Source organism: Fusibacillus kribbianus (assembly GCF_030053595.1).
In the GTDB taxonomy this organism is placed as follows: domain Bacteria; phylum Bacillota; class Clostridia; order Lachnospirales; family Lachnospiraceae; genus Lientehia; species Lientehia kribbiana.
In genome coordinates this window covers 154569-167342 of sequence record NZ_JASGBQ010000002.1, presented here as the reverse complement: position 1 = coordinate 167342, position 12774 = coordinate 154569, and the positions used below count along the sequence as shown (strand labels likewise).

10 protein-coding genes and 1 pseudogene are annotated in these 12774 nt (G+C 48.9%); 10 read left to right on the top strand and 1 reads right to left on the bottom strand.

Features of this window, described 5'->3' with window-relative positions:
• The first annotated feature begins 40 nt into the window (after window positions 1–40).
• From spoIVB to QJ036_RS02445, 5 genes and pseudogenes are all read left to right on the top strand, one after another.
• Window positions 41–1315: a SpoIVB peptidase gene (spoIVB, locus tag QJ036_RS02465; RefSeq protein WP_283229853.1), complete on the top strand. Its 1275-nt coding sequence runs from the start codon at window positions 41–43 to the stop codon at window positions 1313–1315.
• A gap of 150 nt (window positions 1316–1465) precedes the next feature.
• A complete protein-coding gene (locus QJ036_RS02460; protein WP_331487463.1) occupies window positions 1466–1681 on the top strand; it encodes a helix-turn-helix domain-containing protein in 216 nt (71 codons plus the stop codon).
• A complete protein-coding gene (gene rhuM / locus QJ036_RS02455; protein ID WP_283229851.1) occupies window positions 1671–2612 on the top strand; it encodes a virulence protein RhuM/Fic/DOC family protein in 942 nt (313 codons plus the stop codon). Before QJ036_RS02460 ends, rhuM begins: the two co-directional genes overlap by 11 nt.
• Window positions 2613–2639: 27 nt before the next feature.
• Window positions 2640–2744: pseudogene (locus QJ036_RS14205) on the top strand (SpoIVB peptidase S55 domain-containing protein); the annotation flags it as partial.
• Window positions 2745–3073: 329 nt separating this feature from the next.
• Window positions 3074–3490: a YjdF family protein gene (locus tag QJ036_RS02445; RefSeq protein ID WP_283229850.1), complete on the top strand. Its 417-nt coding sequence runs from the start codon at window positions 3074–3076 to the stop codon at window positions 3488–3490.
• A gap of 71 nt (window positions 3491–3561) precedes the next feature.
• Here QJ036_RS02445 and QJ036_RS02440 read toward each other — a convergent pair whose 3' ends face one another.
• Window positions 3562–6543, bottom strand: coding sequence for a diguanylate cyclase domain-containing protein (locus QJ036_RS02440; RefSeq protein ID WP_283229849.1), 2982 nt, complete (start codon window positions 6541–6543; stop codon window positions 3562–3564).
• 238 nt (window positions 6544–6781) lie between these two features.
• Here QJ036_RS02440 and QJ036_RS02435 point away from each other — a divergent pair, with 238 nt between their 5' ends.
• The 5 genes from QJ036_RS02435 (at window position 6782) to mraZ (ending at window position 12773) form a co-directional block, all read left to right on the top strand.
• Window positions 6782–7849, top strand: coding sequence for an energy-coupling factor ABC transporter permease (locus QJ036_RS02435; protein ID WP_283229848.1), 1068 nt, complete (start codon window positions 6782–6784; stop codon window positions 7847–7849).
• A 63-nt stretch (window positions 7850–7912) separates the two neighbouring features.
• Window positions 7913–8716 (top strand): cobalt ECF transporter T component CbiQ, encoded by an 804-nt coding sequence (cbiQ, locus tag QJ036_RS02430; protein WP_283229847.1) that lies wholly within the window; start codon window positions 7913–7915, stop codon window positions 8714–8716.
• A gap of 5 nt (window positions 8717–8721) precedes the next feature.
• On the top strand, window positions 8722–9453 hold the full coding sequence (locus QJ036_RS02425; RefSeq protein WP_283229846.1) for an energy-coupling factor ABC transporter ATP-binding protein: 732 nt from the start codon (window positions 8722–8724) through the stop codon (window positions 9451–9453).
• A 138-nt stretch (window positions 9454–9591) separates the two neighbouring features.
• On the top strand, window positions 9592–12120 hold the full coding sequence (locus QJ036_RS02420) for a heavy metal translocating P-type ATPase (RefSeq protein ID WP_283229845.1): 2529 nt from the start codon (window positions 9592–9594) through the stop codon (window positions 12118–12120).
• Window positions 12121–12338: 218 nt separating this feature from the next.
• A complete protein-coding gene (gene mraZ / locus QJ036_RS02415) occupies window positions 12339–12773 on the top strand; it encodes a division/cell wall cluster transcriptional repressor MraZ (RefSeq protein ID WP_283229844.1) in 435 nt (144 codons plus the stop codon).
• Window position 12774 lies beyond the last annotated feature (1 nt).

The following is a 12774-nucleotide window of genomic DNA, read 5'->3' as shown; positions in this document are numbered from 1 at the left end:
GAGAACCGATTCCAAAATTCCTGAGGTACGGAGGCAGGCCATGACACGGAAGCAGAAATACAGACAGCTTTTAATCGTTCTGATCTGGTTTATGATTATTTTTACCGGTTTCTTTTCTTATTATTACCTGAGAAGTCAGATTCCTGAAAAAATTCATGTGGTGGTGGGAGAGAAAGGAAGCTTTTCGTTTTCTCTTCCCTGGGGAAGTACTCTGGAGACGGAGAGCGAGGAAGTACTTCTGGGAAACAGTTCCAATATACCGAAGGGAGCTGTCCGTATCGATACGAAGGACAGTGTTACGGTTCAGGGCATGAAAACGGGCCGGTATGCCATGGATCTGAAGCTGTTTGGAGTGATTCCGCTTCGCAGCATTCAGGTGGATGTGGTGGAAGAACGGTTGGTTTATCCGGGTGGGGAATCTATCGGATTATATCTGGAAACGGATGGGGTCATGGTGGTCGGGACAGGAGAGCTTACAGACAGGGAAGGAAATACGGTGGAGCCTGCCTACGGTATCATGCAGTCCGGAGATTATATTCTGGAGGTAAACGGAACGGAGACGCCGGATAAGGAAACACTGATAGAGACCATTTCCAAAAGCGGCGGGCAGGCCTGCATTTTTAAGATCAGAAGAAATGGAGAGCTTCTGAAGGTGAAGGTAGATACTGTGGAGACAGAGGATGGAACCTTAAGGGCGGGCATCTGGGTCAGGGACGACGCCCAGGGAATCGGAACACTTACTTACGTGGAGGAAAACGGAGCGTTCGGAGCTCTGGGTCATGCCATGAGTGACAGCGATACGGGAAAGCGGCTGGAGACTGCCGGGGGCGCTCTGGAGAGAGCCAGTATTCAGGATGTGATGAAGGGCGAAGCCGGAGCACCGGGTTCCCTCCTGGGAACGATCATTTACGGAAGCGGAAAGCTGGGAATCATAGAAAAAAATACGGAAACAGGCGTTTTTGGGACGCTGACGGATCGGACGATCCTTGAAGGAGAAGAACCTGTTTTGTTGGGGTATCGCCAGGACGTGGAGCTTGGCCCCGCTGTGATCCGTTGCTGTGCCGACGGGGAAATGGAAGAATATGAGATCGAGATCATCAAGGCCGACAGGACCACCGACAGCAACAAGGGTCTGGTGGTTCAGGTGACCGATGAGGACCTTCTGGCCCTCACCGGAGGCATTGTCCAGGGAATGAGCGGAAGTCCGATTATCCAAGATGGAAAACTGGTAGGAGCGGTTACTCATGTGCTGGTGAACGATCCGACAAAAGGTTATGGGATTTTTATTGAGAATATGCTGGATGCAGCGGGATAATCCTAAGCAGGTAATGCAATGAGTATCACATTGTGTTGCTTGCTTTTTATGTATAAAAAAGAAAGAATTATTTTTCATAAACCACGCATTGCGATTCCGCAAATAATGTGATATGATTAATGAAACACTACATGGAGGCATTCAGAAATAATGGAATCTGCAGATAAAATACGGAGACTTAGGGAACAAACAGGAATGACCAGGAAAGATTTTTCAATACATATTGGAATTCCTTTGAGAACGATAGAGGATTGGGAGGCGGGGCGCAGGAGACCGCCGGAATATATTCCACGGCTGATTGACTATCAGCTGAAGTATGAAGAATTAATCGGGAAAATGAAAAAGGAGGAGCAGGATGTTGATTAATAATGAAATTGTAATTTTTGAAACGGAAGATAAGCAGGTGAAATTACCTGTAGCTGTGGATAACGAAACAGTATGGCTGAATCGTAATCAGATATCTGAGCTGTTTGACAGAGATGTAAAAACAATTGGTAAGCATATTAATAATGCTCTTAAAGAGGAATTATATGTTGATAATTCAACTGTCGCAAAATTTGCGACAGTTCAAATTGAGGGAGAACGAGAAGTAGAAAGAAATATCGAATACTATAGCCTTGATGTTATCATTTCCGTTGGCTATCGTGTGAAATCAAAACGTGGTGTGGAATTTCGCCGTTGGGCTAATTCCGTATTGAAACAGTACATATTGAAAGGATATGCTGTGAATGATAATCGTATCAAACAGCTGGGAGAAGTGATACGAATTATGAAAAGGACGGAAAATGAACTGGACAGCAAACAAGTGCTTTCCGTAATTGAAAAGTATAGCAATGCACTCGATCTGCTGGATTCTTATGATCACCAGAACATGACTCGACCGAAAGGAAATGAAGCAACATATGTTCTTCAATATGAAGAATGTATGGAGGTGATTCAGAGTATGCGATTTGGTGATGAATCGGATCTATTCGGTAAAGAGAAGGATGACTCTTTTAAAGGCAGTATCGGCAATATTTATCAGTCTTTCGGTGGAGTGGATATTTATGAATCACTTGAAGAAAAGGCAGCCAATCTTTTATACTTTGTAACGAAGAATCATAGTTTTTTTGATGGAAATAAAAGAATTGCAGCAACCATGTTTTTGTATTTTCTGGATAAGAATAATGCGTTGTTTGTAGACGGGAAAAAGAAGATAGAGGATTCAACATTGGTTGCCCTCACGATCATGATTGCTGAATCGAGGCCTGAAGAAAAAGAAATGATGATCAGCGTGATAATGAATTGCATGCAATAAAAATGTTGTCCTTAATGACAATCACTCGTGAGCGGCAGCCCGATTATTCAGAACGGGAAGCTGGTGAGCGCGGTGACGCACGTTTTCGTCAATGACCCGACGAAAGCCGGACAGCCGACAGACACGAAGTGACTGGCGGCTGCAGCCCGGCGGAGTAAAAGGAACGAACCTCTCTGGAAGTTCTCTCAGGGAGGTTCGCCTTGATTTATTATGTTAATCTTGCCATATGGCTTGATTATACAGGCAAAGATAAAAACGCAATGTACATAATCAAAATGTACTAGAGCTGGTAGGTAGCCCAGCCGTCCTATATTCTATAGGGTAAGTAACCTGCCCTCCGGGTTGTCCATTCTTTGCTTAACAATTATTTGCGCGAACTATGAGGAAAGTAATCTGCCTGCAGAATTACTTGACAAAAGTCGCGACAACGAGCACGACTGTGCGGGACAGGAGGGATTGTCATGGACAAAGTGAGCAGCAAACTGACGGTATTTTTTGAAGATCCGTTTTGGGTAGGAGTTTTTGAGCATATCGAAAATGAAAAGCTCTCGGTGGCTAAGGTGACTTTTGGTGCAGAACCGAAGGAGTACGATATTCAGGAGTATATTCAAAAATGCTATTATGGTTTGCAGTTTAGTCCGGCTGTGGCAACTGTTGTAAAAGAGACGAAAAGAAATCCAAAGAGGATGCAGCGTGATGCGAAAAAACAGATGCAGGAAAACGGCATCGGCACAAAATCACAGCAGGCGTTGAAAATGCAGCAGGAGCAGAACAAACAGGAACGTAAGATAAGAAGCCGGGAACAAAAAGAGGCGGAAGAGATACGGATGTTTGAACTGAAACAGCAAAAGAAAAGGGAAAAGCATAAGGGGCATTAACGCCCCTTAGCGTCGGTGAACAGGAACCGTGTTGCCCTCTGTTCACCGACGCTGGCTTTATCCGATTGTTCTCAACGAATCATTTCTTCATCAGCCATGATTTCGTCTGAAAGGTCTTTTAGATTCTGAATGGAAAGCTGATTCTTTCCGCGTTTCTTAGCGGTATAAAGCTCCTTATCTGCTGCGTCGTAAAGCCCCCGGAAGGAAGAGCCGTTGGGGGAGGAACAGGCAGCACCGGCTGACAGAGTCGGAGCTGTGGGAAGCTTTGTCAGAGCTCTGCTGATTGAGCGGAAAACCTCTGAGGTCCTTCGGTGGATGTCTTCCAATGTAGCGTTTCGCCCGAAGCGGAGCAGGCAGCAGAATTCGTCGCCGCCCATGCGTCCTGCCAGGTCATCCTGGCGGATTGCGGATGTGAGGGCACCAGTCAGGCAGAGCAGAAGCTCGTCCCCCTTTGGATGTCCGAAGGTATCGTTGTAATCCTTGAAATGGTCCACATCCATCATCATCAGAACACAGCGGGAGTTTTCGCCGGAAAGCTCCCGCTCACAGTTCTTTCGGAAGGCAGCCTGATTTAACAGTCCGGTCATGGGATCCTTCTGAATGGATTCCTCAAGACGCCTGAGGCTCATCATGGCCCGGTTGCGGGCCTGACCGATCTGGAGCTGGACAGAGATGGAATCCGTGATATCCGAAACGATGATCGTGGACCGTTTCTTTCCCGAGGCAGGGTCTGTGTCGGGAATACCGGTACAATATACGTACCGCCCGGTTCCATCCTTTCGGCGGATGCGGTGTTCCAGATAAACAATGCCTGCATGTCCGACCATATCGTTAACCATTTTCCAGTAGATCTCCTTGTCTTCCTCAAAAAGAAGATCGTTTTGTGTAAGAGAAAGATTCCGGATATCATAGATGGTATAGCCGGTAAGCTGTTCGAAATTTTCATCCACCTGCTCAATGACTTCTTTATCATTCAGAAAATACTGGGAATAACGGACCGGATTCACCAGAACGGTCTTTGCGGGAGCCGTTTCTTTGGAACCTTCTTTTTCAGCGATATTCTCCGGATGTATCGTTTCACAGGTGGTTTCTGAGGGATGGGATTTTCCGTTTTCCAGCATTCGCACAAAGACATCCACGATGTAAGGGTCAAATTGAATGCCGGAACAGCGGACAAGCTCAGCACAGGCGGCTTCGCTGGTGATCCCCTTCCGGTAGGAGCGGTCGGTGACCATGGCATCGTAGGCATCCACGACACTGATGATCCTGGAGAGAAGAGGAATGGCTTCAGACTGCTGACCGTCAGGATAACCGTTGCCATTCCAGTATTCGTGGTGGTGCAGGATGGGCTCTGCCACAATGTTGAGCTCGGGGGTGGCTCTGGCGATACGGTAGCCTTTTTCCACATGTCCCCGCATGATGATCCATTCTTCGTCTGTCAGAGGCCCCGGCTTGTTCAAAATATGGAGAGGGATCCCCACCTTTCCAATGTCATGGAAAAGACACAGCAGGGAAAGCTGATCTCTTTCATAATCGGTAAGGCCGATCCGGTAAGCAAGGCTGTCACCCAGCAGTCTGGTTCGCTGGACATGCCCTTCTGTTTCCGGATCGCATTCGATCAGCATCTGACGCAGGGATTCGATGGCGCTGGAGCGGTCGGATTCGCTGTCAAGAACCTTTCTGGTTCTCAGGATGGAGATGGCCTTTCCGGCGGCATCCATGACGTCATTTGTCTCATCCAGCATACAGACGGCAAAATCTATTTTCAGACGGAAGGGAAACTGGGAATAGGTCTGCAGCTGCTCTGCTGCATCCTTCATCCGTTTTTTAATCTCATTTTTGGACAGACCATAGCAGACAGCACACAGATTGGCATCCCGGAGACGGATGAATACGGTATTGGCCGGCAAATGCTTCTTCATGACCTTTGCCTGGAGGGCGATTGCCTCATCGCCGCAGCTTTGGCCGATGGTATTATTGAGGAGAGACAGCCGGTTCAGATTGCAGACGGCAGCACCCACCGGCTGGGTCTGAGAGGAGGACAATTCTTTCCGGTGAAGAGAAAAGTAGTGTTCTGTCTGAAAACCGGTCAGGGAATCAATTCCCAGCATATTGTTGGTAAAGATAAAAAAGCGGGCTATGATCCTCTGTTTCTTGTCCCGGAGAAGCTGGAAGTCGCAGATATAGGAGGTATGCTCCCCATTGGGCTCGGTCCAGTAAAAGCGGGTCTCTTCGTCCAGGGAGGGCAGCAGGGTCCTGGCAGCCTGGTTGGAGAGAATCAGCCGGTCATTGTCATCAAAAAGGAACAGAGGCTGACTGGAATGGTCCAAAATGATCTGGCGGGCCTGGTTGAGAAGGTTTCGGTCACCGCGGACAAGTGTATTCCAGTAAATAACATAGCCAAACAGGCTGTACAGCAGAACGGAATAGTCAATGTTCCGCTCTGTCAGCTGCAGCAGATAGGCGGCATTTATGATAACGACAAACAGTACACTGAAAATGATGCGAAGATAATAGTTCCGGTATAAATAGGAAATACGGAACACATTCATAAAAATCAGAATAAAACCATATCCGATGATCAGGTAACACAGAAGCAGATGAAGAGTATAAAACGGGTGGGGTTCAAAGACCCAGCTGGCTATACCGCTGTTGCCGACATTATGAAAAGCATAGGTAATAGCTTTTTCATGGAAGGGGTTCGACAGGAGAATCAGGATATCGATGGAAGACCAGATGTGCAGACCGGACAAAACACATCGGGCACTTTTGACGCGAGAGGTATCAATATCCAGAAATGCATAAAAAAACCTAAGCAGAAAAAGCAGCATACAGTCAATGAAGCAGAAATAGATGCTGCTGCTTAAGGACATGACGAAATAGTTTTTAGTCATGATACTGATCAGGTAGGAGATGCTGACCAGGGCGGAGAACAGCATGGAAAAACCCAGCATCCGCCCCTTGCGGGACTTCTTAGACAGACACTGAAAACTTACCAGCAGATTGGCGAGTGCAGTGAAGGAAAAAAGGCAGCAGCATATAATTCGGTCCATAGGACATCCTCCGCATTCTTCTGATAAGACCATTATACGACAGGGTGAAAGGGATTTCTACTGCTTTTTCAATTTGTACCTGCATGAATCTGTGTTCCATACAGACTGACGAAAATTTTTTGTGCTTTTTGAAAAAAACAACCCCCATGGGGGCTTAAAATTCGAAAAATATATTGTTATACTATTATCAGTTGAGAGTCTAGAACGAGATTCGTTCGGGAAAGAGAGGTACATAGTTATGCATATGGCAGACGCATTAGTGGCCCCGGCAGTCGCCGCTACCATGTATGTTGCTTCCGGTGTAACCACCGGTATTTCCGTGAAAACTTTAAAGAAGGATGAAAATACAGCAAAGCTGCCCACTATGGCGGTGGCTTCTGCCCTGGTTTTTGCAGGACAGATGATCAATTATACGATTCCGGGTACCGGTTCCTCCGGTCATCTGTGCGGCGGCATGCTGCTGTCGGCGCTCCTCGGACCTCAGGCGGGCTTTTTGTCCATGGTGGTGATCCTGGCGATCCAGAGTCTGTTTTTTGCCGACGGCGGACTTCTTGCTCTCGGAGCCAACTGCTGGAATATGGCATTTTATGGATGCTTTGTAGGATATTATCTGATCTGGAGACCGATCATGCAGGGTAAACTGTTCTCGGGCCTTGGGACGAAGGCGGCAGGACGTATCCGGATCATCCTGGCAGCTGTCCTGGGCTGTGTCCTCACTCTTCAGCTGGGAGCTTTCTCGGTTGTTCTGGAAACCTCCGTTTCCGGTATCACGGAGCTTCCCTTCGCAGCTTTCGTCGGCATTATGCAGCCGATCCATCTGGCCATCGGCCTTGTGGAGGGGCTGATTACCTCAGCGGTTCTCCTGTTTGTCTATGAGACACGTCCGGAGCTTTTGATGGATGTGAATACAGATCAGGAGAAGGTCAGAAATAAATGCTCGTTAAAGACGACACTGGTGATCCTGGCAGTGGTGGTCGCAGTGGTGGGAGGCGGTCTGAGCCTCGTCGCCAGCTCCAATCCCGACGGCCTGGAATGGTCCATGTTCGGTAACGGAGAAGCGGGCTACAGCGAGAACATGGGACTGGATGAAGAAAACTATGGTGTTTCCAGCAGTGCAGCCGATGTGGCCGGATCCATCCAGGAAAAGACGGCGGTGCTTCCGGATTACGCTTTTTCAGAAAGTGACAGCGCCGTGGGAACCAGCGTTTCCGGCCTGGTGGGTTCCGCAGTAGTTGCCGGAGCAGCGGCTCTCATCTGTCTGGCAGGAGGCTTTTTCCGAAGGAAAAAAAATACTGCAAAAGCATAGAATTTATGATAAGATAGCAGAGGCATCCTTTGGGTGCCTCTATACGCTTTTTTAGAGGTTATTATGGATAAATTATCTCATGCCCAGTCGGAGCTTCGGGAAATGGATGCTCTGGCTGCAGAAAACTCGCCGATCCACAGGATCCATCCCTTATGCAAGCTTCTGGTCACGATTCTTTATATTGTGGTGGTGGTATCCTTTCCCAAATATGATTTTACAAGGCTGATCGTCATGGTGCTGTATCCGGTCCTTTTGTTTCAGGCTGCAGGGATTCCGGTTCATGTCTGCTTTTACAAGCTCAGGATCGTTCTGCCTCTCGTCTGTGCAGTGGGCCTTGTGAATCCTTTCCTGGATCATACGCCGGTGATGCAGCTGGGATCTGTGGTTATCACCGGAGGAGTGGTATCCATGGTGACGTTGATGCTGAAGGGTGTTTTTTCTCTGATGGCATCCTTTCTTCTGATAGCAACAACGCCTATGGATTCTCTTTGTGCCGCCTTAAGAAAGCTGCATGTTCCCGTGATTCTGACGACCCTCCTTCTTCTCACCTACCGTTACATCGGGGTGATGATAGAAGAACTGTCTGTCATGAGTCAGGCCTACAGCCTCCGGGCTCCGGGGCAGAAGGGAATTCATATTTCCGCCTGGGGTTCATTTTTGGGACAGATGCTTCTTCGTAGCATGGACCGGGGGGAGGAACTGTACAACAGTATGATGCTTCGAGGTTTTCATGGTGATTTCTTTTATGTCAATGTGCCGCCTCTCAAAATTTCCGGCATCGTTTATACTGCGGTTTGTACAGGAGCGTTTTTTTGCGCCAGATATTTTGATATTACACAGCTTCTCGGAAGTCTGTTTGCGGGGTGAACAGGATGATAAAATTTGATCATGTATTTTTTTCCTATGACAGAGAACACTATGTGGTGGAGGATCTGAGCTTTTCCATTGGGAAGGGAGAGTCGGTGGGACTCATCGGAGCCAACGGAGCAGGAAAATCCACTATTATGAAACTTCTTTTGGGACTCCTCAGCGGGCAGGGAGAGATCCTGGTGGAAGGGATCCCTGTGGAGAAGAAGAATCTGCCGCAGATCCGACGGAAGCTGGGATTTGTTCTGCAGGATTCCGATAATCAGATGTTTATGCCTACCGTTTATGAGGATATGATCTTTGGACCGAGAAATTACGGACTAAGTAAGGAAGAAGCGGACAAAAAGGTGGATGAGGTCCTGGGCCGCCTGGGGCTTTTGGAGTTAAAGCATCGCTATAATCATAAAATATCCGGAGGGGAAAAGAGGATGGCAGCCATTGCCACCATACTTGCCATGGAACCGGATGCCATCCTGATGGACGAACCTTCCACGGCACTTGATCCGGTCAACAGAAGGACGGTAATCAATACGATCAACAGCCTTGCTCAGACAAAGCTCATTGCCTCCCATGATCTGGATATGATTCTGGATACCTGTCAAAGAGTGATCCTTCTTGCCCATGGGAAAATAGTGGCGGACGGGGATGCAAAAACGATCCTGCAGGACAGGGCTTTACTGGAAGCCAACCGGATGGAACTTCCCTTTTGTCTGCAGGGATGGCACGGAGGAAAATAAGAAAGCAAAGTCATGGGGAGAAGCTGCATCCTGCAGATCTCCCTTTTATTTTTTGAAAAATCTCTTGACATATACCGTGGTAGGGTATATAGTAAAAATACCCGAAGGGGGTATTAATTGCAAAGGAGGGTAATACAGATGGAGCAGTATACGGTAACAGGGATGAGCTGTGCAGCCTGCAGCGCCCGGGTAGAGAAGGCAGTTTCCGGAGTACCCGGTGTCTCGTCCTGTTCTGTAAGTCTTTTGACCAATTCCATGGGAGTGGAAGGAACAGCCTCTCCCTCTGATATCATAAAAGCAGTGGAGGAGGCAGGATATGGAGCTTTCCAGAAAAAGAAAGGAGATATGGCGCAAGCTGTACCGGCCGGGACAGAAGGGGCCGATGAAGATGCGCTGAAGGACAGGGAGACACCGGTCCTAAAAAAACGTCTGATCGCATCTCTTGGATTTCTCCTCGTTCTCATGTATTTTTCCATGGGACATATGATGTGGGGCTGGCCGGTTCCTTCATTTATGGAGGAAAATCATGTGGCCATGGGGCTTCTGCAGCTGCTTTTGGCGGCGGCAGTCATGGTCATCAATCAGAAGTTCTTTATCAACGGATTTAAGGGTCTGGTGCACAGAGCTCCCAATATGGATACACTGGTTGCACTGGGCTCCGGAGCTTCCTTTATATGGAGTGTTTACGCCCTGTTCGCCATGACAGACGCCCAGGTGAAAGGCGACATGGCCGGTGTCATGACTTATATGCATGAGTTTTATTTCGAATCCGCAGCTATGATCCTGGCACTCATTACCGTCGGAAAGATGCTGGAAGCGCGTTCCAGGGGGAAAACCACGGATGCTCTTAAAAGCCTGATGAAGCTGGCACCCAGGACCGCCACGGTAGTGAGGGACGGAAAAGAAGTGATCGTTCCCATTGAGCAGGTTGGAAAAGGAGACGTGTTTGTGGTGCGCCCCGGCGAGAGCATTCCTGTGGACGGCAGAGTCCTGGAGGGAATCAGTGCGGTCAATGAAGCCGCTCTGACCGGCGAAAGCATTCCTGTGGATAAGGCAGCGGGAGATCCGGTTTCGGCTGCCACGGTTAATCAGTCCGGATTCATCAAATGTGAAGCCGTGAGGGTGGGAGAGGACACGACACTGTCCCAGATTATCCGCATGGTCAGCGATGCGGCGTCTACAAAGGCGCCCATTGCCAAGGTCGCAGATAAGGTATCCGGCGTTTTTGTCCCGGCAGTTATTTCCATTGCGGCGGTAACGGTGATCGTCTGGCTCCTTACAGGGCAAACCTTCGGGTTTGCGCTGGCACGGGGAATTTCTGTTCTGGTGATCAGCTGTCCCTGCGCCCTCGGTCTTGCTACTCCGGTGGCGATCATGGTGGGAAACGGAGTCGGTGCAAAACATGGCATTCTGTTTAAAACGGCAGTCTCTCTGGAGGAAACAGGAAAAGCGCAGATCGCAGCGCTGGATAAGACAGGGACGATCACAAACGGGGAACCTAAGGTGACGGATGTGATTCCTGCAGAGGGAGTGACCGAGAAGGAATTTCTCGAGGCTGCCTATGCTCTGGAGCAGAAAAGCGAGCATCCGCTGGCAAAGGCGGTTCTGGAGCTGGGAAAAGAACGGAAGCTCTCTTTGAGGGAGGTTTCAGATTTTAAAGCCCTTCCCGGCAATGGCCTTTCTGCTTTGCTGGACGGTGAGGAGCTGGCCGGCGGAAGCTTAAGCTATATCAGCGGCCGGACTGCTGTGCCGGAGCATATGAAGGCACAGGCACAGGCGCTGGCAGAGGAAGGAAAGACGCCGCTTCTCTTTATGAAGGGAGGAAAGCTTTCGGGAATCATCGCAGTGGCAGATGTGATCAAGGAGGACAGCCCGCAGGCGGTAAAAGAGCTTCAGAATATGGGGATCCGGGTGGTCATGCTGACCGGAGACAATGAGCAGACAGCAAAAGCCATTGGCAGACAGGCCGGCGTGGATGAGGTGATTGCCGGAGTTCTGCCCGACGGCAAGGAAAGCGTTATCCGCGCTCTGAAGGAGAAGGGCAGAGTCATCATGGTGGGGGACGGCATTAACGATGCTCCGGCTCTCACAAGGGCCGATATTGGTATAGCAATCGGTGCCGGTACGGATATTGCCATTGATGCGGCAGATGTGGTGCTGATGAAAAGCCGCCTTTCCGATGTGCCGGCAGCCGTGCGGCTGAGCCGTGCAGCGCTGAGGAATATCCACGAAAATCTGTTCTGGGCCTTTTTCTATAATGTGATCGGGATTCCGCTGGCAGCAGGTGTGTGGATTCCTCTCTTTGGCTGGAAGCTGAATCCCATGTTTGGCGCGGCAGCCATGAGCCTGTCCAGCTTTTGCGTAGTATCCAATGCGCTCCGGCTGAATTTTTTCGATATCCGGAACGCATCAAGAGACAAAAAAATAAAAGAAAAACATAAAAAGGAGAAGAAAACCATGGTAAAGACAATGAAAATTGAAGGAATGATGTGCGGACATTGTGAGGCAAGGGTGAAGAAGTGCCTGGAAGCCCTTCCCCAGGTGGCGGAGGCAGCCGTAAGCCACGAAAACGGCACGGCAGTTGTCACCCTCAGTGAAGCGGCAGATGACGCGCTGCTGAAAAAGACAGTGGAGGATCAGGATTACAAGGTGATTTCCATCCAGTAAAAAGAAATCAAATGCGAACCGGGTTTCCGAGAGGAGGCCCGGTTTTTTTGTGGTGCAGGGGATGGATTGACGAGTGCCCTTTGGGATAAATATTAAAACTTTAGAAAAAAATACAGAAAACCCCCTTGATATTTCATCCTAAATCACGTAGAATGGTGGTAAGTGGTTAATATATGGATGTAAGTGGTATAAAGTGGTTATTTTCAGGGTGACTTAAGATGACGAATCAGTTTATGGGTGAATACAATCATACGATGGACGCCAAGGGGCGTCTTATTGTTCCCGCCAGGTTCCGGGAAGCCGGGGGGGATAAATTTATCGTGACAAAGGGACTGGACAAGTGCCTGTTTGTATTCACGGAGGACAAGTGGAGTTCTGTAGTCTCCAGCATCAGCCATATGCCACTGACCAGCGGAAATGCCAGAAAGTTTTCCAGGTTTTTCATCGGAAGCGCCGGAGAGTGTGAAGTGGATAAGCAGGGACGGATTTTGATCCCCGCAAGTCTCCGTGCCTATGCGGATCTTGCCAAGGATGTGGTTCTGGTGGGAGTCGGAAGCCGGGTAGAGATCTGGAATAAGGATGCCTGGGATGATGCCAGTGAATATGACGGAATCGAAGAGATTGCCGAGGGCCTGGAGGAGCTGAGATTTTAAC